At 56.0% G+C, this 22,240-nt stretch carries 18 protein-coding genes; 7 read left to right on the forward strand and 11 right to left on the reverse strand.

Annotated features, from left to right (window positions below; genetic code table 11):
• Positions 1-180: 180 nt before the first annotated feature.
• Positions 181-390, reverse strand: a complete 210-nt coding sequence (locus ACCW71_RS14735) for a CsbD family protein (RefSeq protein WP_009093260.1) — start codon at positions 388-390, stop codon at positions 181-183.
• A 181-nt stretch (positions 391-571) separates the two neighbouring features.
• On the reverse strand, positions 572-1,789 hold the full coding sequence (locus ACCW71_RS14740; RefSeq protein ID WP_436372566.1) for a diguanylate phosphodiesterase: 1,218 nt from the start codon (positions 1,787-1,789) through the stop codon (positions 572-574).
• A gap of 1,052 nt (positions 1,790-2,841) precedes the next feature.
• Between ACCW71_RS14740 and ACCW71_RS14745 the strand changes: the two genes are divergently transcribed.
• Complete coding sequence (locus ACCW71_RS14745; RefSeq protein ID WP_436372568.1) at positions 2,842-3,075, forward strand: DNA polymerase V subunit; 234 nt, start codon at positions 2,842-2,844, stop codon at positions 3,073-3,075.
• An 86-nt stretch (positions 3,076-3,161) separates the two neighbouring features.
• Here ACCW71_RS14745 and ACCW71_RS14750 read toward each other — a convergent pair whose 3' ends face one another.
• Positions 3,162-3,482, reverse strand: coding sequence for a hypothetical protein (locus ACCW71_RS14750; RefSeq protein ID WP_436372569.1), 321 nt, complete (start codon positions 3,480-3,482; stop codon positions 3,162-3,164).
• 632 nt (positions 3,483-4,114) lie between these two features.
• On the opposite strand from ACCW71_RS14750, the gene ACCW71_RS14755 reads away from it, so the two are divergent.
• Both ACCW71_RS14755 and ACCW71_RS14760 read left to right on the forward strand, forming a co-directional pair.
• Entirely contained in the window at positions 4,115-5,773 is a 1,659-nt protein-coding gene (locus ACCW71_RS14755) for a methyl-accepting chemotaxis protein (RefSeq protein WP_436372571.1), read from the forward strand.
• 613 nt (positions 5,774-6,386) lie between these two features.
• The gene (locus ACCW71_RS14760) at positions 6,387-8,312 is read left to right on the forward strand and encodes a methyl-accepting chemotaxis protein (protein WP_436372574.1); all 1,926 of its coding nucleotides are present in this window, start codon (positions 6,387-6,389) and stop codon (positions 8,310-8,312) included.
• A gap of 47 nt (positions 8,313-8,359) precedes the next feature.
• On the opposite strand, the gene ACCW71_RS14765 is transcribed toward ACCW71_RS14760, so the two are convergent.
• The 6 genes from ACCW71_RS14765 to ACCW71_RS14790 form a co-directional block, all read right to left on the reverse strand.
• Entirely contained in the window at positions 8,360-9,163 is an 804-nt protein-coding gene (locus ACCW71_RS14765) for an MBL fold metallo-hydrolase (protein ID WP_436372575.1), read from the reverse strand.
• Positions 9,164-9,221: 58 nt separating this feature from the next.
• Entirely contained in the window at positions 9,222-10,337 is a 1,116-nt protein-coding gene (locus ACCW71_RS14770; RefSeq protein WP_436372578.1) for a metallophosphoesterase, read from the reverse strand.
• A gap of 197 nt (positions 10,338-10,534) precedes the next feature.
• Complete coding sequence (locus ACCW71_RS14775) at positions 10,535-12,862, reverse strand: FdhF/YdeP family oxidoreductase (protein WP_436372580.1); 2,328 nt, start codon at positions 12,860-12,862, stop codon at positions 10,535-10,537.
• A gap of 421 nt (positions 12,863-13,283) precedes the next feature.
• Positions 13,284-13,631 (reverse strand): HNH nuclease YajD, encoded by a 348-nt coding sequence (gene yajD, locus ACCW71_RS14780; RefSeq protein ID WP_436372582.1) that lies wholly within the window; start codon positions 13,629-13,631, stop codon positions 13,284-13,286.
• 166 nt (positions 13,632-13,797) lie between these two features.
• The gene (locus ACCW71_RS14785; RefSeq protein WP_436372585.1) at positions 13,798-14,826 is read right to left on the reverse strand and encodes an alpha/beta hydrolase; all 1,029 of its coding nucleotides are present in this window, start codon (positions 14,824-14,826) and stop codon (positions 13,798-13,800) included.
• A 59-nt stretch (positions 14,827-14,885) separates the two neighbouring features.
• Positions 14,886-16,010, reverse strand: a complete 1,125-nt coding sequence (locus ACCW71_RS14790) for an MFS transporter (RefSeq protein WP_436372745.1) — start codon at positions 16,008-16,010, stop codon at positions 14,886-14,888.
• A 232-nt stretch (positions 16,011-16,242) separates the two neighbouring features.
• On the opposite strand from ACCW71_RS14790, the gene ACCW71_RS14795 reads away from it, so the two are divergent.
• Positions 16,243-17,136 (forward strand): LysR family transcriptional regulator, encoded by an 894-nt coding sequence (locus ACCW71_RS14795; RefSeq protein WP_436372587.1) that lies wholly within the window; start codon positions 16,243-16,245, stop codon positions 17,134-17,136.
• Positions 17,137-17,234: 98 nt separating this feature from the next.
• Here the strand turns inward: ACCW71_RS14795 and ACCW71_RS14800 are convergent, their stop codons facing one another.
• Complete coding sequence (locus ACCW71_RS14800; protein WP_436372589.1) at positions 17,235-17,411, reverse strand: general stress protein; 177 nt, start codon at positions 17,409-17,411, stop codon at positions 17,235-17,237.
• A 202-nt stretch (positions 17,412-17,613) separates the two neighbouring features.
• Here ACCW71_RS14800 and ACCW71_RS14805 point away from each other — a divergent pair, with 202 nt between their 5' ends.
• The 3 genes from ACCW71_RS14805 to ahr all read left to right on the forward strand — a co-directional run bounded on the left by ACCW71_RS14805 (position 17,614) and on the right by ahr (position 21,485).
• The gene (locus ACCW71_RS14805; protein ID WP_436372590.1) at positions 17,614-17,910 is read left to right on the forward strand and encodes a hypothetical protein; all 297 of its coding nucleotides are present in this window, start codon (positions 17,614-17,616) and stop codon (positions 17,908-17,910) included.
• A 480-nt stretch (positions 17,911-18,390) separates the two neighbouring features.
• Positions 18,391-20,364 (forward strand): methyl-accepting chemotaxis protein, encoded by a 1,974-nt coding sequence (locus tag ACCW71_RS14810; protein WP_436372592.1) that lies wholly within the window; start codon positions 18,391-18,393, stop codon positions 20,362-20,364.
• Positions 20,365-20,468: 104 nt separating this feature from the next.
• On the forward strand, positions 20,469-21,485 hold the full coding sequence (gene ahr / locus ACCW71_RS14815; protein ID WP_436372594.1) for an NADPH-dependent aldehyde reductase Ahr: 1,017 nt from the start codon (positions 20,469-20,471) through the stop codon (positions 21,483-21,485).
• Positions 21,486-21,719: 234 nt separating this feature from the next.
• Here ahr and ACCW71_RS14820 read toward each other — a convergent pair whose 3' ends face one another.
• Entirely contained in the window at positions 21,720-22,118 is a 399-nt protein-coding gene (locus ACCW71_RS14820; RefSeq protein ID WP_436372596.1) for an H-NS family histone-like protein, read from the reverse strand.
• Between the last annotated feature and the right edge of the window lie 122 nt (positions 22,119-22,240).

Raw genomic sequence — 22,240 nt, forward strand, 5'->3', positions numbered from 1 at the left:
CTGAGATCCCACGAACAGGGACGATGGCCGCAGTATGCGCGTCATAACCAAATAAAGAAACAATCATTTCCAAAATGGAACGTTGCAGCGTTTATCAGTCAGTCAGCGGGCGGTGATCGCCAGGTAGTATGAGAGGAGGGAACACGCCGGACGGGAAGTCATCCGGCGGCGGGGGATCGGTTACCAGTGATACTTATTGGAATCTTCCCACTCTTTCACTTCCTGTTCGGCACGATCTTTCTCATAGCCATATCGTTCCTGAATTTTACCGACCAGCTGATCGCGCTTCCCTTCCACCACGGTCATATCGTCATCCGTGAGGTCGCCCCATTTTTCCTTAACCTTACCTTTGAACTGCTTCCAGTTACCGCCAATGCGATCTTCGTTCATGGTGATTCTCCCATTTCTGGTTATGATCCAGGGACCTGATGAATATCTGTTTTGCCGGATGGCTGTCAGATGGATAAAGCATGGCACAGCTTTTGCTTTTTGCAGCGAAGCGGTGTGAGCGGCGTCAAATTACCGCGAAAAGGATCGACAGAGCGGGGCCGTGGATGAGAAGAGCGGGCTGTCAGAGCGGGCGTCTTTCCGGCCAGCTTATCGGGGGAAGCGTATTCAGTGCCGGGCGGGCAAACAGAAAGCCCTGGAAGTAGCGCACACCGGCACCTTCCAGCCACAGCCACTCTTCAATTTTTTCTACGCCCTCGGCAATGACGGTGATCTCCAGCGCCTGACAGCATGTGATGATAGCGCGCACAATCGCCTGGCGGGGACCGCTGCAATGAATATCGGTGATCAGTTTACGGTCAATTTTCACTTTGTCGGGCTGGAAGTCGGCAAGCAGTGACAGGCCGGCGAATCCTGCGCCAAAGTCATCCAGCGCCAGACTGATACCGGCCGCTTTCAGCTGCTGCACGGCAGACTGAAAGGCGTCGAAACGCGAGATAACTTCATCTTCGGTCACCTCCACCACCACCTGCTCCGGGCGTAAACCCTGATGCCGGATCTGCTGAATCAGGTACTCCACCGCATCCTCAATCACAACCAGCGACATCGGCAGCAGGTTCACAGATATTGTCTGTTCCCGCAGATCCAGATGGCCCGCCAGCTGAAAAGCGTAGCTTTTCGAGTGCAGGTCGGCCTGATAGCGCTCACTCTCATGCAGCTGTGCAAAGTACTCCGCCGGTGACGCACCCTTTGGACCACGGATCAGGGCTTCACAGGAGACGATCCGGCGGCTGGCGACATCCACGATAGGCTGTAGCGCAAACTCACAACGCTGATCCGGTGCCGGTTGCCAGGTTGGCTGACTCAAAAAGGCGCGCGGCGCTGTCAGTTGCCACCGGTCAGCTTGCTCGATGGCGATAAAGGTCTCTTTGTCCCGCCCCTCAACGAAAGAGCGCAGAAATTTTACTACCCGGTCATGTCTGATCCGCTCATCACTCAGCGTCACCCGCTCAAGCAGCGCATCCACCACCTTATGCTGCGGGTAGTCACGCAGATCGAACAGCGCCATACCGGCATGACCAAAGCGGCGTGCCGGTGCGTAATCACGCATCAGCTCAATCAGATTGAAGTGCCGATCGTCCTGGCTGATGCGCTGATAGACGGTCAGCACCGCCTCCATGCTGCCTTCCAGCACCTGGAAAAAGTGCTGACCATCCAACAGCAGGATGCCGGTCACCTCGATAGCGGCATTGCGAAGACTGGAATGATCTACCAGCGCCTGCAACCGTTCCGGTGAGACAGACTCAGAAAGCTGACTGCGGTAAATAATGGTAGAGAGCATGGGTGAACTCATATGGCAGGAATAAGCGGGTCAACCTTAGCATAGAATAAGTGCTGGCTAACGGCACAACAGCGGCCGGGAAATCGCGTTACTTGCCGCATCACCCTGACCGGAGAGACCACGCGATAACGGCTGGGTCAGATCGGGGCGCTGTGGTGGGGGAAAGAGGTGCGGCAGGGGCTAACAATAAACAAATGCCCCGCCAGAGGCAGGGGCAAATAACAGAAATAGCGCATTATTATTGTGTTACAGCATCCCTGGTGAGGCGCCGGTCATCGTTTGAATAAAGAGTATTACCTGTTTTTTTCACCGCTTTCCATGTCATTACCGGAGGCCTGCGCCGGATGAAAATAGATGTTAAGCAGGCTGGAGAAAAATCGGTTTAATTTTCAATCGACTGCTTTCTGATGGTCATATTTCCAGTCAGGGTGGTGAATTATTGCGTTACAAATCCATGCTACCGCAGCTTGTCAGCCTGTTGCGCTGGCCTGATTTAATCACCGGACCAATCAGTCCGCACAAACCGTGCAGCAGGGCGATAGCAGTAAAAAAAGGGCCCCCGATAACGGGGGCAAGGGTAGGAGTCAGAGCACTCTGTAAATGAAGTGGATTTCGTTACAGAGCCATTTAAAGATAGGGCAAAACGCTCCGAAATACCGTTGCGCTTATCGTTTTTTTTATTTAGTTATCAAATAATTAAAGCGCTAACTAAATGTATTTTGTTATTTATCATAAAGTTATATGCAAATGAAAACGATTTCTAAGATTTGACCTAAAGTGAAAGGCGCTGATCCCCGCTCTGCACCTCTTTTTATCGCTCACTGATTTTTAGCGACTGAAATTCAATGGGTTAAATCTGTTCTGGTCAGCCAGGCTTCAGGCAGTGCTCAGTTGCCGCAAAGAGCCGTCTGGCGCTTATTTCTTACCTGCCAGCTGCGCTTCAGCGCATGGCTGAGGTGGGTTAAGCGCGGCAGTCTTGACCCTCTTTCTGTTTAGCTATACTGTTTATCTATACAGTTATTGTGAGTTGGCGCGGTTGTGAGGTGAAAGGCATGTCACAGGATGATCAGATTGGGATAGCGTTCAGAGAGGCGATGAGACGAGACGCCGCCAGACGGTTCACGGTGAGCACCCGCGATTTTGTGGCTGAACTGCAACAGCGCAACGCCCCCCACACGCTCAGAGCCGCTAACAACTGGATTGAAATGCATATCTCGACGTTCAGCGACATTTCCACTGAGCCCGGCGAATGCCGGCTGTTTCAGCTTCCCGCGGTTCGCGACTAACGCATTGCCAACCGCGGAAGGCGAGCTGACGCCAGCCTGACCCCTGAGCAGGGCAGGCTGAAGCGCATTTCAGCAGGGGCCTCTGCTCAGAGCAGGCGGCTGGCCGCTGACTGCACCGGTCGTTTAGGCGTCCTGGCATAACTCTTCTCGCAGGCAATTCGCGCCAGATTGAGTGCCATTTTACGCTTTTTGAGCTTGAGTTTCGGCAGCCACTCTTTGAACTGCGCGGTCAGCGACTTTGCCTGCTGCTCGTTAATTGCACGACAGATGAACAGTTTGCTCTTGGTCTGACGACTCACATCGATGGCGTAGATCTCAACACGATCTCCACACACTTCATATTCCACGTCAGTAAACTGCATGTGTGGCCAAAGACCGGTTCTGGTTTCAAATGTGGCTAAATCCATGACGACTACCTTTTTATTTATGCGTTATCACTACCCGACAGCGTTATGCCTGGTCGGGCCAGTGAGCATAGACCAGAATCAGCAATCTGCCAGGAAATTCACAAATTTAATCTGTCAGCGGCGGGAGTGGCGAAAACCTGAAAAACGCTTTCGCGCAGATGGCGGCGACTCATCAGTAAAGATGATAAAACGCGGTTGCGGGCAGACAGTCGCTGTCACCCCGCATGACCGACCAGATGTGCTGTGCTGCTGATGCTTCCCACCCACTACTTCAGATGAGGCTTTATTCCCAACTGGTAGCTGAAACGTTTCAGTGAAATTATGCTACTGAATTAGCGTGCTTATTATTGGTGGCGCAGATAAATATCCCCGCAGGCATTCCGGGCGGGAAGGGCGTTTAATGTTCTGCGAGGCCCGGCCTGCTATAACGTAGCCTGGGCCTGATTACGCAGATAAAAGCGTCTGCGTGACGGGAAATAAAGTCAGTTACATAGTGCAGAATATTAAGGATGCAAGAAGAAATAAAAAAATATATCCCCGCCGATTAATTAAAGCCTCCTTTACCGACGCCGATAAGATCGATTCAGCTACTGAATTGTACAATTTCTCATCTTTTTCACCGGAGGGCGTCTATGACCATTACACAGCGTCTGGTACTGATTTTTTCACTGCTTGCAATGTCACTGATTGCACTGGTGATCATCTCTTTATCAGTTATTTCGGGCTTTCAGTCCCGATTCGAATATGTCCAGATGAACGCGATCCCCAGCATTCGCGATATTAATAAATCGATCAGCGCTACCAACCAGTTGGGCATTGCCCTCTATCGCCATCAGACCATGGTCGATGGCGCTAAACAGGCGGTGGCCGAACAGCATATAGACCAGTTACTCCAGCAGATAAGATCCCTCAGCGACTATTACATGGCGAATGATCTTTCTAATGAAGAAGACCGGGCGCTGACTGAAGAATCGATTAAATATCTTGATGAGGTTCGCAGCGCATTACCCGCTTTTATCAGCGCCTCGCGCGCCCATAATGATGAGCTCTCGCTGGCCCTGTTACAGGGCGATAACGGTATTGGCGCGGCTGCCAGAAAGCTGGAAGCGAATTTCAACCGGCAGATTGAGCTGAATATTAATATTGGCAAACAACTGAGAAGTGAAAACCAGCGCACCTACAAACAGACGCTGTGGAGCCTCTCGGTGGGGTCGCTGCTGCTGATTCTGCTGCTGGCGGGCTTCTCGGCGAAGGTGATCCTCAGCATCAAAAAAAGCCTGGCTGGCATGGTTAATACCATGACCCAGGTGAGTCACACCCTTGACCTGACCCGGACCGCTGAAGTCAGCCGCAACGATGAGATCGGTAAAACGGCGATGGCCTTTAACCAGCTGTTGCAGCGCGTCTCAGGCACACTGCTCTCGGTCAGCCACGCCGCACAGTCGGTCAGTACCGGCTCAACGCAGATTGCGGCGGGTAACGAAGATCTCTCTTCACGTACCGAAGAGCAGGCCGCCTCGCTGGAGCAGACCTCTGCCAGCATGGCCACGCTGAGTGAAACGGTACGTCAGAACTCAGAGGGCGCACATCAGGCCAGCTCTCTGGCTAATAATGCTAATCAGATGTCGATCCAGAATGGCGCGGCCGTGAAGCAGATGCTGAGCACAATGGATGAGATCCGCGGCAGTTCCGCCAAAATCTCTGAAATCACCGGGCTGATTGAGGGCATCGCGTTCCAGACTAACATTCTGGCGCTCAACGCCGCGGTCGAAGCGGCGCGTGCCGGTGAACATGGTCGCGGCTTCGCCGTGGTCGCTTCAGAAGTCCGCAACCTGGCGCAACGCTCCTCGTCGGCGGCGCGCGAAATTAAAGATCTGATCCTGACCTCGGTGTCACAGGTGGAGCACGGTTTAGAGCAGGCGAACGGTGTCGGCTCTAACAGTGAAAATGTCCGTCAGGCGATTCAGCAGGTTGCCGACCTGGTGAACGAGATTGCGGCAGCGACCTCTGAGCAGAGCAAAGGCATCGAGCAGGTTCATCAGGCTATTGGTCAGATGGATGAGGTGACGCAGCAGAACGCCGCGCTGGTGGAAGAGGCGTCATCCGCCTCCAAATCGTTGCAGGAGCAGGCCGAAACGCTTTCCGGGCTGGTGGCCACCTTTAAATTAGAGGGCGACAGCCATCAGCCTCAGGTGCAGAGGAGTACCGCACCGCTTCGCCCGACTCTGTCGCTCAGAGAGCCTGAACGTCAGGCCATCGATCTGAATAAGGCAAACTGGGAAAGTTTCTGACGTTGAGCCACTCCTTATCAGCCTCCACAATGTGGGGGCTTTTTTATTTAAATAATCTCAGGCAAAGCACGAATAGCAAAAATATAAACGTAAATGAAAACGATTTCATTTTATCGGGAAAATAATTAATACCTCGTCAGAGGTATTAAAAAAGAGGTGGATATATTTTATCAGCAGGATGATTTTTCCTGACCAGAAAATAATGATTCATCTGATACAGTCAGGAACGCTGGTATCGGCGGTGGCGACATTAACTTTAATTTCTTTATTTTCTAAATGGCAAAACTGAAGTGAGGCTGAAGCCTTAACAGAATATTTTATGTATGAATAATTTAACTTGTTGATCTTTATATTGATTTTCTGGTTTGGCTTAAGTGAACGTTGCAGTAAATATTGTCTGTTTATTCACTGTAAAATCAACGTGCGCAATCTATAATTCTTTTTGCTGTGATGGCTTCTGTTATTTTCTTATGTGAAACCCCTTTCTTTATGAGGCCATTGCGCTACATGAAGCGCCTCTGGCGACATAAAAGAAACGGTAAAAAAATAATATTGTTTAACCCATTTTGTGCACGACACCACCTGCACGCCCAACCTACCAGAGCGGAAAAGAATGAAGAAAATACTCGACCGGATTAATTTGCCAGCTAAATTCCTGTTACTCGGATCCTTTGCGCTGGTGCTGTTTATTTTACCCACTTTTTTATTTATTCAGGTCGGTAACCAGCTTATCGATACCAAGAATGTGGAATTAACCGGCATCCCGGTAGAAAGAAAAGTGCTTAAGATGCTGAACCTGTTACAGCGTCACCGCGCGGAAAGCGCTATCGCTATCGCGCAGAATAAACCTGACAATGCCCCGCGTATGGCCCTGGTCAGCGAGATCAATAACCTCTCCCAGACCATTGCCGGCGATCTGCGTCAGGATGATGAGCAGGCACTGCCGCTGAAGCGACTGGCGCAGGTTAATCAGGAGTGGGGGCAGCTACAGGACGACATCAACGCCGGGCGACTGACGCTGGCAACCAGCCTGACGCGCCATGCCAGCCTGATTCAGAGACTGCTGGATACCAATCAGGATGTACTGGATTTCTATCAGCTGTCGCTGGATGCCGATCTCAATACCTATCAGCTGATCGTCAGTGTATTCAGCCGTCTGCCGCAGCTCACTGAGACGCTGGGCCGCATTCGGGCGAACGGCACCACGCTGATTGCGGGAGGCGATGCATCGGAAGCCGATCGCAGCCGCATGGCATTCCAGATCGATAACGGCAAAACGGCGCTGGCTCAGTTCAGCGGCAACATGGATAAAGTGTTTGCCATTGAGCCCGATCTTAAAACCACCTTTGGCAGTATGGCAGAAGAAGCCAATCAACAGGCGCTGAGCGCGCTGCAACTGGCTGACAGCGTCTTTGTCAGTGGTCACGCCAGCGTCACGCCGGTTGACTATGTCCGGGTCTTTACCCAGGCGATCAACCGCTACGCCGATCTGGGCAATCAGTCCAGCCAGCGTCTTGAAGGGATGATGCAGAAGCAGATCCAGCAGCGCCGTCATGCACAGTACCTGCTGCTGGCGGGCCTGTTTGCTGTCGCGCTGCTGGCCATTCTGCTGGCGGTCATGATCACCCGTTCCGTGACCCGGCCGGTCAGAGAGGCGGTCGAAGTTGCCAGCCGCGTCGCCGCAGGCGATCTGACGGCGCAGCTGATGGTCTCCGGCAGTAATGAGATGGCGGAGCTGCTGAATGCGCTGATGCTGATGCAGCAGCGCCTGGCCCAGCTGGTTTCCGATATTAAAGGTAACGCCGCCACCATCGCCAACTCTTCAGAAGAGATCGCGCGGGGCAACGGCGATCTCTCCTCGCGTACCGAACAGCAGGCGGCGTCTCTGGCGGAGACCGCGGCCAGCATGGAACAGCTTGCGTCAATCATTCAGCAGAACGCGGACAACACCCGCTTTGCTTCGGATCGGGCGGAATCTGCCACCCAGGCGGCCCTGCTAAGCGGCGCGGCGATGGACTCGGTGATGCAGACCATGCATAAAATCCGTGGCAGCTCAGGCCAGATTGAAGAGATTACCTCGGTGATTGACAGCATCGCGTTTCAGACCAATATCCTGGCGCTGAATGCGGCGGTTGAAGCCGCGCGTGCGGGTGAGCAGGGCAAAGGTTTTGCGGTGGTCGCCGCGGAAGTGCGGGCGCTGGCACAACGTTCAGCCAGTGCGGCGAAAGAGATCAAAGGCCTGATTGAGCAGTCGGTGGGTCACGCGCAGGAAGGGATCGCGATGGCGCAGAACGCAGGCGACAAGGTGAAACAGAGCGTCAGTGCCATTGAGCAGACCTCACAGCTGATGCGTGATATTTCCTCCTCTTCGGAAGAGCAGAGCAGCGGCATCTCTCAGGTCAATATTGCGGTGAACCAGATGGATCAGGTGACGCAGCAGAACGCCGTGCTGGTTGAAGAGTCCGCCTCATCAGCCGATGAGCTGGCCGGACGCGCAGCGCAACTGCGTAACATGGTGGCCGTGTTCCAGACCGCGTAACCGCGTGGGTTCAGCAGCAGCCTGCCGGCTGCTGCTGGGCTCCCTCATCACGCCTGATGATCCCGCAGGCAGGCCAGATAGCGCGCGCCCGACTGCATCACCTTCTCTTTGGCCTGCTGATGGATCTCCTGCCCCTCAAACGCACCATACAGCTGACCGAACGCCACCCCGGCGAGTCGTTGCAGAATGTCACCGACCGTGGAGGCCGACAGCGGTAACATATTCGGATAGCTCCACATAAACGACACCCCATGCGCACCGGGCGTGACCTGAAGAATATCCCCCGCCAGTATCACTCCTTCGCCCTGATCCCAGTGCAGTACACTGCCGCCGGGAAAATGCCCGCCCAGCCGTAACAGCGTCAGCGACGGCATCAGCGTCAGCGACTCCCCCTGCCACAGCTGGATATGCGGGCTATCACGCATGATCCACTGCCGATCGTGCGCGTGCAGATAGACAGGCGCGTTAAACGCCGCGGCCCACTCCTGCATGGTGGTGTAATAGTGAGGATGCGAAATCGCAATGGCATCGATGCCGCCCAGCGCGGTGATCAGCTGACAGGTCGCCGCATCAAGGTTGGCTATACAGTCCCACAGCACATTGCCGTGCGGCGTTCGCAGCAGAAAGGCGCGCTGATCGATGGCAAACCGGGGTACGGTTTTGATACTCAGCAGCGCATCACTGTGCGCCGTCCATTTATTGGCGTGGCGGGCGCGCAGCTGGTCGAAGTCGATCCAGCGCTGGCCCTCAGCCGGCACATACTGCCGCTCATCGTCACAGATTTTACAGTGCGGATTGTCGCTGACCTGATGGCTATAGGCGGTGCCGCAGGCGGTACATAGCTGAATCATGGTGATCTCCTCTCTGTTGCTGGCAATCCCGTTGCCTTTTCACACTCATTCGGGTCGATCAGGGCTGAGCTTTGAGGGTAATCCGGGTCAGCTCCGAAGGCCGCCCCAGTCTCAGCGCCATTCCCGGCCAGAGCGCCGTGCCATTGTTGACATAGAGCTGCATCCCGCCGACCTGATAGAGACCCGATACAAAACCGGCGTTGGGTTTAGCAAACAGCCGGTCCAGTCCGATAATCAGCCCGCCGTGGGTATGACCGGAGAGCTGTAGATCCACCCCCTGCGCTGCGTTCTGTCGCGCATTGCGTGGCTGGTGGTCCAGCAGGATGACCGGCGCGTCGTCAGGTGCCTGATCCAGCGCGCTGGCCAGGTCCGGGCCGGTGGCCTTTCGGCCGGGAGCGGAAGCGTCCGGCAGGCCCGCAATCACCAGTTTAGCCGCGCCGCGCCGGATAACCGTATGACGATTGAGCAGCGGTTGCAGCCCCAGCGACGCCAGGTGAGCGGTCCAGATCGCCTGATGGAAGAAATATTCGTGATTGCCGGTGATTGCCCAGACTCCGTCAGGCGCGGCCAGTCCGCGCAGCGGCGCGACATCATGACGACGGTGCTCCAGGCTGCCATCGATCACATCGCCGGTCACCACGATCAGATCCGCCTTAAGCGACATGGCCCGTTCAACCATCGCGGCGGTCCAGCGCTGGTTAAACAGCCGGGTAATGTGCAGATCGGTCAGTTGCAGCAGCTGATAACCGTCAAACTCCGCTGGCAGGTTCGGCAGCACAAGCGTCACCTCTTTGACCGGGGGCACCCGTATCGCCTGCTGTACCCCGACGGCGGCCAGCCCCATTGCCACCACAACCGCCAGATAGCGGACGCCGGGAGCCAGCTCCAGCGGATGACGCAGCAGCAGGGCGATCAGCAGCACGGCATCCATCACGATCTGGGCAAACGCCAGTAGCAGCACGGTGCCAAAGGCCCAGTTAAACAGAATGATGACAAGGCGGGGCATTTCCGCGGAAAAGATCCCGCCCGAGGTAAAGCGGCTCACCAGCAGATACTGGGAGGCCAGCAGCACCAGCGTGGAGAGCAGAATCTTTACGAGCAGCGGCAGGGAGAGGGGAATAATAACGCGCGCAATAACATACCAGCTGGGGAGGCTGAAGATCAGGTGAAACATGGTAATCATCCATTGTGGCGCAGAATATCCGCGCAGAAAGAGTGGCGTTAACGAGCTACAAAATGAGACTGAGCGTTGAAGTGTAGACGATGCCGGAAGCGAGGAGGCTTAACAGCAGGTACAGAGCAGACGGGCCGGAGAACCGGCCCGTCTGGGGAAATGACGGCGCAGGCGGAGAGCCTGGCCGTCAGCCCCGCTTAGCGCAGCACGCCTGAGGTGGGTTGGGTCTCCTCGGTGACGCGCGTCATCGACACCGGAATGCTTTTATAGGCAGGAATACCGCTTTTGGTATCGTGGCTGTCGAGCGGCACCATCACATTCGCCTCCGGGTAGTAAGCCCCGACCGAACCTGGCGCCATATCGATAATCACAATCGTCAGATTTTTCATCTGCCGCGACGTCGGGTTGCCGTCAGGATCGAGCGCCATTAAATCGACCCGATCGCCGACGCGCAGTTCACGTCTCTCCGCCTCATCAGCATTAATAAACAGCACATCGCGCCGGCCTGTGACGCCACGGTAGCGGTCATTCAGCCCGTAAAGCGTGGTGTTGTACTGATCATGACTGCGCAGGGTGGTGAGCACCAGATCGTGGCATTTCAGTGAGCGGGGATCTTCGTTAATTCCCTGCATCACTTTGAACTGCGCCCGGCCCGACGGCGTCAGCCAGACCCGTTCCGACGCGGCGTTATAGAGCCGGAAACCGCCTGGCTGTTTTATCCGCTGGTTAAAGTCTTCAAACGCCGGGAAGACCGCCTCGATAGCGTCGCGGATGCGGTTGTAGTCGGCGGCCATAGCGCTCCAGTCAACCACGCTGTCAGGTAAGGTCGCTTTCGCCAGCGATGCCACCAGCGCCGGTTCAGATTTAAGATGCGGCGAAGCCGGTTCCAGCGAACCGCGTGAGGCGTGCACCATCGACATGGAATCTTCCACCGTGACGCTCTGCACGCCGGTCGCCTGCAAATCTGTCTCGGTCCGGCCCAGCACCGGCAGCAGATAGTTGTGTTTACCCAGCAGCAGATGCGAACGGTTGAGCTTGGTCGCCATATGCACCACCAGATCGAGGTTGCGCATCGCCGGGAATGTCACCTGCGGATCGGAAATCGCCTCCGCCAGATTACCGCCCAGGCAGAGCAGCGCTTTGGCTTTGCCATCACGCATCGCTTTAATCGCTTCAATAGCGCCGTGACCATGCTTCTGCGGCGGACGAAAGCCAAACACTTTTTCCAGGCTATCCAGCAGCGAGGCTGGCGGGATTTCGGTGATACCGACCGTGCGGTCGCCCTGCACATTGGAGTGTCCGCGTAGCGGACAGATACCCGCGCCGGGCTTGCCGATGTTGCCGCGCATCAGCAGCAGATTGGCAATCTGCTGCACATTCTGGGTGCCATACTGATGCTGAGTGATCCCCATGCCGTAACAGATGATGGTGCGTTCCGCGCTGGCGTAGAGCCGGGCAATATGCTGGATCTCTTCGCGCGCCATCCCGGATACTTTCAGGATGTGGTCCCAATCTGTGCTGTCGAGATCCGCTTTCAGAGCTTCAAAGCCCTCGGTGTGCTGGCTGATAAACGCCTCGTCGATTACACCGGGTTCGCCTTTGCTCAGCGCCTCCTGGTGCATCGACAGTAAAATCTTCATGACCCCTTTCAGCATCGCCGCGTCGCCGCCGACCCGCACCTTGTAGTAGGTCGAGGCCAGCTGCGTCGAGCTGAGCGACAGCATCTCAATCGGGCTTTGTGGTGAGGTAAACCGTTCCAGCCCGCGCTCGCGCAGCGGATTGATCGCCACGATAGTCGCGCCACGTTTAGAGACTTCCCGCAGGGTACCGAGCATACGGGGATGGTTGGTGCCGGGGTTATGGCCGATGCATAACACCAGATCGCAATGGTCAAAATCTTCCAGCTCTACCGTGCCTTTGCCGACGCCGATCGATTCCGGCAGTCCGACGCTGGTCGGTTCATGGCACATATTGGAGCAGTCGGGGAAATTGTTGGTGCCATATTCACGGGCAAACAGCTGCCAGAGAAAGGCCGCTTCATTGGAGGCGCGCCCGGAGGTGTAAAACTCCACGCTATCCGGGTCATCGTAGCTGCGCAGGTGCTCACCAATCTCTCTGAAGGCGGTCTCCCACTCAACCGGCTGATAGGTGTCGCTGGCGGCGTCGTACTTCATCGGATGGGTCAGGCGTCCTTCGCCCTCCAGATGCAGGGCGCTGCGCTCCCACAGTTCACTCACGGTATGCGTGGCGAAAAATTCCGGCGTGGTACGTTTGCTGGTGGCTTCCCACGAGACCGCTTTGGCACCGTTTTCGCAGAACTCAAACGACGAGGCGTGTTGCGGATCGGGCCAGGCGCAGCCCGGGCAGTCAAAGCCCTGCGGCTGATTCACTTTAAACAGGGCGATCACATCCTGCTTCACTGACATCTGACCACGGATAGCATCGGCAACGGCCTTGAGTGCTCCCCAGCCACCTGCGGCACCGCCATAAGGGGCGATACCGTTTGTGCGATTTTGCTCTTTCATAATGCTCCACACTGTCTCTATTGTTATCTGCTAAGCCTGGTACAGAAATAAATTAACAGGGTGGATTCCGGCTATTATTCCGGGAAATTATTTCTCAAAATGTTTCGGTCGCGGATGTGAGAGGCAGTAAGGCACGTTATTGCATTAATCTAAGCGTGGCGGTTATTTAAAACGGCGAAACAGGGGCACACCGGCAGGCGGAGAAGAGTGATGTTATTCAGCGAGTTAGCGAAATTGTGAATCCTGATAAACACAATCTCTTATTAATTGCTTTGCGGTTAAATCACGCTGAGCAATATTCAGGGCGGGTATTTTGCTCCGGGCGTTATTACCTGGCATTCAGCGTAAAGTCGCCAGTCAATCACAGGGGGGAGCTTATCAGGCCGCTTCAGTCAGCCTGACAGGCTCAGCGCCGGAGAATTTACTTTTTCTTATTCAGCATCGATTTCAGATCGGCAAACGGATTATAGGTAGCTTCGCCAACATCCTTTTGCGCATCTTCACCTGCGACGACGCGGGTGCCGTACTGATCGGCCTCCGTGTATTTTGAGTGTTCATGATCGTGACAGTAGAGGCACAACAGCTCCCAGTTACTGCCATCTTCCGGGTTATTGGTATGGTCGTGGTCAATATGGTGCACGGTCAGTTCGCGCAGGTTTGAGTAAACGAACTCACGCGAACAGCGTCCACAGACCCACGGGTAGAGTTTAAGGGCTTTCTCGCGGTAGCCGCTTTCCAGCCGCGCGTAGTTTTTTGGGATCAGAGCCATGACGGTTGTTACCTGTTATGCAGAGATAATTTTTACCAAAGTACGGCCAATATATCCCACAACCGGGCAGAAGGAGAAATCGGGCCGCCCTGTACAGGATGACCGATCACTAAAACGCCCGCTGCACGCTGTGGCAGCGGGGCGGTGTGCGGCGAGGGGCTGACGGTTACGCTAAATGCGCTCTGAAGAAGGCGGTCAGCTTCGCAAACGGGATCAGATCGGTGCGGTCATAGAGATCTACATGACCGGCGTCCGGGACGATATACAACTCCTTCGGCTCTGCTGCCCGCTTAAACGCCTCTTCGCTGAACTCGCGGGAGTGCGCTTTATCACCGGTAATAAACAGCATCGGCCGCGGTGAGATCGTCTCAATATCATTAAACGGATAGAAGTTCATGAACTTCACGTTGCTGGTCAGCGTCGGGTGTGTGGTCAGCGCGGCGGAACTGTTTTTCGGGGTGAACTCACCGCGAGGCGTACGGTAAAAATCGTAGAACTCTTTTGCTACCGGTGGGGAGTCCGCATCGATTTTATGTGGTGCACCGCTGGTATATTCCGTTTTCCCGCCGGTGAACTCCACATAACGCTGCTGTGCTGCCGCCTCGATGATCTGTTTACGCTGCGCCAGGGTCAGGCTGTTGTTCAGCGCGTGGCGGTTGGCTGAACCCATGTCATACATGCTGACGGTGGCAAGCGCTTTGATCCGCGGATCGATCTTCGCGGCGCTGATCACGAAACTGCCGCTGCCACAGATGCCAAGCGCCCCAATCTGTTCGCGGTCAACAAAGTCACGGGTGCCCAGATAGTCGACGGCGGCGCTGAAGTCTTCGGCATAAATATCCGGTGAAACCGCGTTGCGTGGCTGGCCTTCACTCTCTCCCCAGAACGAGAGATCGATCGCCAGCGTGACAAAGCCCTGTTCAGCCAGTTTCTGCGCATAGAGGCTGGCGCTCTGCTCTTTAACCGCTCCCATCGGATGGCCGACCACAATCGCCGGCAGGCGCGCGGTTTTACTGGCATCTTTCGGCCGATAGAGGGTGCCGGTGACCGCCATCTGATACTGATTCTTAAACGTCACTTTCTCGCGGGTTACTCTGTCACTTTGATAAAAGTTATCGGCGCCGCGCGACATATCGGCACCGATTGCCGCACATGAACTGATCAACAGTCCAAACATCAGGGTTAATGCTCTCATCGGAAGGTCCTCATGGTTTTGACAAGGTCAGGGCAACAGGTTGCCCGGTTAAACAGGATTCAGGCCGTACTTTCTTTACGGGCGGTGGTCAGGGCCAGTGCGGCCGCCATAATCAGTAAGACGCCGCTGATGGCGAACGTGGTCTGCCAGCCCGCGTGGTCAAATGCCAGGCCGCCCAGCGTTGATCCCAGGGCGATCGAGAGCTGCACCACGGCAACGATCAACCCGCCGCCGGTCTCCGCGTTATCCGGGAAGGTTCTGGCGACCCAGGCCCACCAGCCGGCGGGTGCCGCTGTCGCTACCAGCCCCCAGAGAGCCAGCAGCGCGGTCGTCAGCCACAGCTGATGGCCGGACAGGATCAACAGCAGCGCGATCGCTGCCATGATCAGCGGGATAGCGATCAGGGTGGGATAGAAGCCGCGCTGTAAAAAAACGCCGATCAGCAGCGTTCCGATAAAACCGGCCACGCCAATGGTCAGCAGCACCAGCGACAGCGTGGAAACCTCCACCTGGGTCACGGTTTCCAGGAAGGGACGAAGATAGGTGAACAGGGTGAACTGCCCCATAAACAGCAGGCCATAGGCGGTCAGACCCACCAGCACCTGCGGAGCGCGCAACAGCTGAGCCGGTTTTGCGCGGTGCTGACGCGCTGCGTCGACCGGCATTGACGGCAGCGTGAACCCCTGCCAGAGCAGGGCGATCAGCGCCACCGGCACCAGGCTAAAAAACGCCCCGCGCCAGCCAATCACTGCGCCAAGATAGCTGCCGAGCGGTGCTGCGATCACCGTGGCCAGCGCGTTACCGCCGTTAGAAATAGCCAGCGCCCTCGGCACCTTATCGGTTGGCACCAGCCGGATTGCCACCGCGGCTGACATTGACCAGAAGCCGCCAATCACCACCCCAATCAATACCCGCCCGGCGAGATAAGTCAGATAGTTGGGGGCCAGCGCCACCATAAGCCCGGAGAGCGCCATCACCAGCGTCAGGATCAGCAGCAGGATTTTTCGATCAAGATTGCCGGCGAGGCGGGCAATCGTCAGGCTGGTGATGACCGCCAGCGCACCCGAAATGGCGATGCCCTGTCCGGCCAGACCTTCACTGATCGCCAGATCGCGCGACAGCGGCGATAGCAGGCTGACCGGCATAAATTCCGAGGCGATCAGCGCAAAGACACAGAGCGTCATCGCCCAGACGCCGCTCCAGTGCGCTTCGCGCTGAGGTTCATTCTCCCTGGTTACTCTGGTTGTCACTTGTTTACCCTTTTTATCTGAACGGTGCGGCCTGAGACTGCTGGCGGCCGCTGGCAGAACTGCCGTTTACCGGAGGAAATTTTACGGGTTTGATTCAGGGTAACTAGCTAATCAATCCTTAATGGGGTTATAACTCCAGCTTATTAATCGGATGCGGGAGGGATGAATGAAACGCAATATGAATGACCTTCAGGCTTTTATGACCGTGGCGCGCGAGGGCAGCTTTACCCGTGCCGCGGCGCTGCTTGGCGTAACGCAGCCGGCGCTGAGCCAGACCCTTACCGCGCTGGAAAAGCGGATGGGGATTCGGCTGCTGACCCGGACGACGCGCAACGTCTCACCAACGGCGGCGGGGGAGCGGCTGATGCAGGCGATTGGCGATCGCTTTGATGAGATCGAAGCCGAACTGGATATGCTGACCGCCATGCGCGACAAGCCGGCTGGCACGGTACGGATCACCTGCGGCCCGCATATTCTGAGTTCACTGTTGCTGCCAAAACTGACGCCACTGCTCGCGGCCTATCCCGATGTCCGGCTGGAGTTCGATGCCAGTCATGGCCTGCGCAACATCGTGGCCGATCGGTTTGATGCCGGGGTGCGGATGGGAGACACCATCGATAAAGATATGGTTGCGATGCCGATCACGCCGCCATTGCGCATGGCGGCTGTGGCTGCGCCTGACTACTTTCGTCGTCATCCCGAGCCACAGACGCCGCATGATCTGTTGCAGCACAACTGTATCAACATGCGCCAGGCGACGGCGGGGGGGTTATACGTCTGGGATTTTGACAGCGAAGAGGGACCGCTCAATGTGCGGGTCAACGGGCAGCTGACGTTTAACACCTCGGCACACATCGCAGAAGCAGCCATCGCCGGGCTGGGAATGGCGTTTCTGCCAGAGGAGGAGGTGGCCGAGGGGCTGGCGCAGGGCGCGCTTATCCGGGTACTGGAGCGCTGGTGTGAGCCGTTTCCGGGTTACTACCTCTATTATCCCAGCCGTAAGCAACATTCACCCGCCTTTTCACTGGTGCGCGAGGCGTTGAGGCTGAAAGAGGGATAGCAGATGAAAGGTTACTCAGGGATGCTGCCGGGCGCGGGTTGTGGTCACAGGAGATGCCACTCCGTGGCGTAAAACTTCCTGAGGCGCCTTATTCAGAATTACTTAGAAGGACGGCGACTAACTTTGCCTCCTTTCCGACCGGCTTCCCTGGCTTTTTCATGATCGTTTCTGAAATTGCCCCCACTGACTTTGCCTCCTGCACTGCCAGCTTCACTCGCTCGCTCTGGATCGTTAGCAAAATTACCGGCACCGCCTCTGTATTTCTGTTGTGTCATAGAAAGACCTCTTATCAATGTTCCATGAGATAGAAAGGACTAGCTAGTCACACCTCGAAGCATAGTCGGCCGCCTCGGTTATGCAACTCTGTGCGGTGAACGGCCGGATTCCGCTGAGGCTGATTCTCCGGCCCGAACGCAGCCGCAGCAGAGCGCAGGCAGATGAACTACCCTTAAAGACCCTGCTAAAAAGGAGAATGTAATGAGTGACGCCACCTTAATCGATACGCTTGAGTTTGGATCGGACGATCGGAAACAGAAGTATGAGATTTATGGGGAGGATGCCCGGACACCCACCTACGCCATGATCTATCAGCAGCAGGGAGGCAGCTGGCAGCCGCTGGAAGAGCGGCTCAGCTTTGCCGCTCAGGATGAGCAGCAGGAAGCGACCGGTTCGATGGGATACGGTTCCGGCGACAGCCTGCCCGATTTACGGGATCTGCCCGCCGAAGCGCGGGAACGCTGTGAACAGCACTGGCACGATCAGCGCGGCCAGTAAGCGAAAAGAGGAGAGTCGTGCGCTGTGACGGCCAGGACGCTGCGGCTTCAGTCGGCGTTCAGAGGCAAAGGAACCGCCATCTGCGCGCTCTTTTCCCGGCTATCCTTGCCTTTTTCCGTCATCGGCCAGAGAACGCCGCGATGAACACATCAGCTTCATCCGCTTACTCTGCGGCAGCATGCCTGCGGAGAAAGAGGAATCCAGCACGACTATTGTGCGTTCTTCCTCCCCGCGTCACCTTTTGGCTTATTTTGTGCTACTAAAATGTAACATATCCATCGATCTAACCAACCACAGCGATTGTTAAAGGTTTTCCCGCCAGGGGCGATAATTACCAGGCGCTGAGTGCGCCGGTTCAGTGATGAACATGGCATTCAGCAACGAGTTCTGAACGCGCATGGACCTGCTTTTAGCCCTCCTTCACACACCAGCAACCGCGATTTTATCGCAACCTATTAAAACTAAAGCGAAAATAATAATATGTCGATTTTTAAGGCGATCAAACAACGCCTGCCGGCTGCCGGTCTGCTGCGCCGCAGCCAGCCTGCCAACGGTACCTATGACTGTCGTGCATTGCCTGCATCCCTGACTGCACTGGGATTACCTCATCGCGCTGGCGGCATCCTGATGACCTTTGTTCCGCCTGAAGCAGATTTCAAACGGGTCAGCCACGCTTTTCAGCGTTTTAACGCCCCCGATCTGACGGTGCTGACGCTCTCCTCCAACGGGGCGCTGAGCAGCAGCCGAGCGCAGAGCACCTATTGTGACGGTAACGGCCCGGAGGGAAGCTATCTCTGGCTGCCCGACAGCCTGATCGCCCGCCATGAAACCCACATTGTCGATCTGCATGTCGACGATACCCACACCGCCAGCCAGCGCATCACGGCTATCCAGCAGGAGCTGGATCGTTTACCGCTGCGGATGCCCCTCTCCGCCGATCGCACTTTTGCCATGATCTATTGCGACGGGCTTTCCGCTTCAGAAGGATTTCTGATGCAGGCCTGGTACAACAGCGGGCGCTTCCCCTGTCTGGCGATTGGGGGTTCCGCGGGCGGTAAAATCACTTTTGATGGCACCTGGATTGGTGTGGGCGGCAGGGTATTGCAGGGCAAAGCGGTGATCGTTTTCTGTCAGATGGCGGCGGGAAAATCGTTTGCCCCTTTCAAGAGTCAGAACTTTACGCCGCGCGATCAGAGCTGGCTGATCGCCGAAGCCGATCCGATTGCCCGCACCGTGACCTCGGTGTTTAACCGTCAGGGGCAGCAGCAATCTTTTGTCGCGTCGCTGTGTGAACATCTGCACTGCAACGAAGCGCAGCTGACCGAGCGGCTGAAAGGGTTAACCTTCGGCGTAAAAGTGGGTGGCGAGTTCTTTATCCGCTCGATCGCTAAAATTGCATCGGGTGGCGTGCACTTTTTCTGCGACCTTGAGTTTGGCGATCGATTGTTCCTGATGGAGGAAAAGGATTTCAAACAGGCGACGCAGCAGGAGTGGCAGGCGTTTACCGCTCAGCATGGTAAACCGGCCGCTATTCTGATGAACGACTGTATCCTGCGTCGCGTCGGCAATGCCGATAAGCTGCACAATGCCCATTTCTTCAAAGGTATCGCCGCCGCCGGTTTTTCCAGCTTCGGTGAAATCCTGGGCGTGCCCATCAATCAGACGCTCTCTGCGCTGGTGTTCTTCAATCATGATGTCAAAGCGATGAGCCAGTTCCCGGTAGAGTATGCCGGCTACGCCGCACACTACGCGCAGCGCGCGTTGCGCCGCTGGGAAGCGCTGAACAGTGTTCAGACGCGGGTGCTGGATCGGGTTATTAACTATCAGCAGGCCCTGACGCCGCTGATGGAAGCGCTGCCGGTGCTGGAAACGGCCACCCAGAGTCAGGGTGAAACGCTGAGCCTCGCAGAGAGCAGTATCCGTAACATCAGCAACATCGCCACGGAGAGTCAGCAGGCCCAGGGTCGGCTGGATGACGGGCTGGACGATCTGGAAAAAATCTCTAACGGCATCAATGAGATTACGCATGGCATCAGCAATATTGCTTTCCAGACCAATATCCTGGCGCTGAATGCCGCCGTAGAAGCGGCGCGCGCAGGCGAAGCGGGGCGGGGATTTGCGGTGGTCGCCGGCGAAGTCCGTCGGCTGGCGCACTCTTCGAAAGAGCAGGCCGAAGCGACGGCCAGCAATATCAGCGATGCGGTCACGACTATCTCCCGTATCCGGCTGGTGGCCAGTGACTCGGCCCAGACCGCGGCGCAGATGGCGGAGCGCAGCATCAGTGCCGCCGACACGCTGGCGGCGATGAATCAGCAGACGCAACATGAGCGTGCTGATATTAACAAACATCTTGGCAGCCTGCGGGAACTGACTCAGGGCATGGACGCGATGCAGGAAGCTGTCGCCCAGCTCAAGGTGTTACAAACTCTTTCAGGTGCGCAGGTTAAGGGCTGATTTATCAGCATAAAAGACAAAAAAATGCGATATAAGCGCAGCGGCCAGGCAAGCCGGGCACGCAGTTGTTACACTTGTCGATGATTAACCACGCAGAGGTACCAATGAAAATTAAAAGTTATGCAGCCATGCAGGCTGGCCAGGCCCTTGAACTCTATGAGTACGATGCCGCCGAACTGGCAGCCGAAGAAGTTGAAGTCGAGGTCGAATATTGTGGCGTCTGCCATTCCGATCTGTCGATGATCGACAACGAATGGGGCATCTCTCAGTTCCCGGTGATTGCCGGACACGAAGTGATTGGCCGGGTTTCTGCACTGGGTGACGCGGCGAAAAACAAAGGTCTCTCAATCGGCCAGCGTGTCGGCATCGGCTGGACAGCCAAAAGCTGTCAGCACTGCGACGCCTGTATTAACGGCGAGCAGGTTAACTGCCAGCAGGGCAGCATTCCGACCATCATGAACAAAGGTGGTTTTGCCGAGAAGCTGCGCGCTGACTGGCAGTGGGTGATCCCGCTGCCGGAAAAACTGGATGTGGCGAGCGCCGGTCCGCTGCTGTGCGGAGGCATCACCGTATTTAAACCGCTGCTGATGAGCAACATTACCGCCACCAGCCGCGTCGGCGTCATCGGCATCGGTGGTCTGGGTCATATCGCGATTAAGATCCTGCACGCGATGGGCGCTGAAGTGGTGGCATTCAGCTCTACCCCGGACAAGAAGCAGTCGATTCTGGATATGGGCGCAGATGAAGTGGTTAACAGCCGTGACCCTGAGGCACTGAAACAGCAGGCTGGCCGCTTTGACCTGATCCTGAGCACCGTCGCGGTCGATCTCGACTGGAAACCCTATTTCGCCGCGCTGGCGCCGCAGGGTAAATTCCACACTGTGGGTGCAGTGATGAAGCCAATTGAAGTGAGTGCTTTTGAACTGATCATGGGTGATAAAGCGGTGACCGGTTCTTCAACCGGCTCACCGGGCCAGCTGCGTTCGCTGCTGCGCCTCGCCGCTCGTGCCGATATTGCGCCACAGGTTGAGTTCTTCCCGATGTCAGATATCAACAAAGCGCTGGATCATGTCCGCGCCGGTAAAGCCAATTACCGCGTAGTGCTGAAAGCCGATTTCTGATTGTTCTCTGAGTTATCATGCCGCAGTCCGCTGCGGCATTTTTTTATCTTCATTTTGCGGGAATCCTGAGGGCGACCGTGCTCACCTCTTTATCGGTTACGCTGCGCCATGTCGCCAGATAACTTCAAATCCTGATTCGGCGTCAGCCCCAGCAAGGGGGGATGGACCTTTCGCGTATCGCGCCAGACGCGAACCGGAAAGCGTCTGCTCTCACTTTCCGGTGCGCGGTCAGAATTAAAGCAGGAAATCATCCAGCGACTGGCCATTTTCCAGCGCGGTTTTAATCGGATTGGGTGTGCGGCCCTGGCCAGTCCAGTAACGAATTTCACCCTGCTCATCGGTATAACGGTATTTCGCCGGGCGCTTTGCGCGTTCCCGTTTGCGGGAGCTGGCGGAGAGGCTATTGGCCAGCTCGGCCGGGTCAACCCCTTCCTCCAGTAACAGCTCGCGATAAAACGCCAGTTTTTCCGCTTTCGCGCGCGCTTCGGCTGCCCGGGCCTGCTCTTCTTCACGCCGCTCGCTGACCACGATTTCCAGTTTCTGATGCATCTCTTCCAGCACATCCAGCGCAATATTGCGGGCCTGTGCCCGAAGGATACGGATATTATTCAGGCTGTTCAGTGGGGCATTCATTACAAAATCCTCAAATACTCAAGTTAATCAATAGCGTGCAAATAATTCAGCCGGTAAGGGTAACATTTACCGGCCAGAAAATTGAAGGGGCTGGCTAGCTTAATTCGCTATAAATTCTGCTT

The organism is Pantoea sp. C2G6, assembly GCF_051336815.1.
In the GTDB taxonomy this organism is placed as follows: domain Bacteria; phylum Pseudomonadota; class Gammaproteobacteria; order Enterobacterales; family Enterobacteriaceae; genus Pantoea.

Bases quoted from the DNA above. Each gene is read 5' to 3' on its own strand.
- ACCW71_RS14735 (WP_009093260.1), bottom strand. From the start codon at position 390: ATGAACGAAGATCGCATTGGCGGTAACTGGAAGCAGTTCAAAGGTAAG.
- ACCW71_RS14740 (WP_436372566.1), bottom strand. From the start codon at position 1,789: ATGCTCTCTACCATTATTTACCGCAGTCAGCTTTCTGAGTCTGTCTCA.
- ACCW71_RS14745 (WP_436372568.1), top strand. From the start codon at position 2,842: ATGTCACAGGATGATCAGATTGGGATAGCGTTCAGAGAGGCGATGAGA.
- ACCW71_RS14750 (WP_436372569.1), bottom strand. From the start codon at position 3,482: ATGGATTTAGCCACATTTGAAACCAGAACCGGTCTTTGGCCACACATG.
- ACCW71_RS14755 (WP_436372571.1), top strand. From the start codon at position 4,115: ATGACCATTACACAGCGTCTGGTACTGATTTTTTCACTGCTTGCAATG.
- ACCW71_RS14760 (WP_436372574.1), top strand. From the start codon at position 6,387: ATGAAGAAAATACTCGACCGGATTAATTTGCCAGCTAAATTCCTGTTA.
- ACCW71_RS14765 (WP_436372575.1), bottom strand. From the start codon at position 9,163: ATGATTCAGCTATGTACCGCCTGCGGCACCGCCTATAGCCATCAGGTC.
- ACCW71_RS14770 (WP_436372578.1), bottom strand. From the start codon at position 10,337: ATGTTTCACCTGATCTTCAGCCTCCCCAGCTGGTATGTTATTGCGCGC.
- ACCW71_RS14775 (WP_436372580.1), bottom strand. From the start codon at position 12,862: ATGAAAGAGCAAAATCGCACAAACGGTATCGCCCCTTATGGCGGTGCC.
- yajD (WP_436372582.1), bottom strand. From the start codon at position 13,631: ATGGCTCTGATCCCAAAAAACTACGCGCGGCTGGAAAGCGGCTACCGC.
- ACCW71_RS14785 (WP_436372585.1), bottom strand. From the start codon at position 14,826: ATGAGAGCATTAACCCTGATGTTTGGACTGTTGATCAGTTCATGTGCG.
- ACCW71_RS14790 (WP_436372745.1), bottom strand. From the start codon at position 16,010: ATGACGCTCTGTGTCTTTGCGCTGATCGCCTCGGAATTTATGCCGGTC.
- ACCW71_RS14795 (WP_436372587.1), top strand. From the start codon at position 16,243: ATGAAACGCAATATGAATGACCTTCAGGCTTTTATGACCGTGGCGCGC.
- ACCW71_RS14800 (WP_436372589.1), bottom strand. From the start codon at position 17,411: ATGACACAACAGAAATACAGAGGCGGTGCCGGTAATTTTGCTAACGAT.
- ACCW71_RS14805 (WP_436372590.1), top strand. From the start codon at position 17,614: ATGAGTGACGCCACCTTAATCGATACGCTTGAGTTTGGATCGGACGAT.
- ACCW71_RS14810 (WP_436372592.1), top strand. From the start codon at position 18,391: ATGTCGATTTTTAAGGCGATCAAACAACGCCTGCCGGCTGCCGGTCTG.
- ahr (WP_436372594.1), top strand. From the start codon at position 20,469: ATGAAAATTAAAAGTTATGCAGCCATGCAGGCTGGCCAGGCCCTTGAA.
- ACCW71_RS14820 (WP_436372596.1), bottom strand. From the start codon at position 22,118: ATGAATGCCCCACTGAACAGCCTGAATAATATCCGTATCCTTCGGGCA.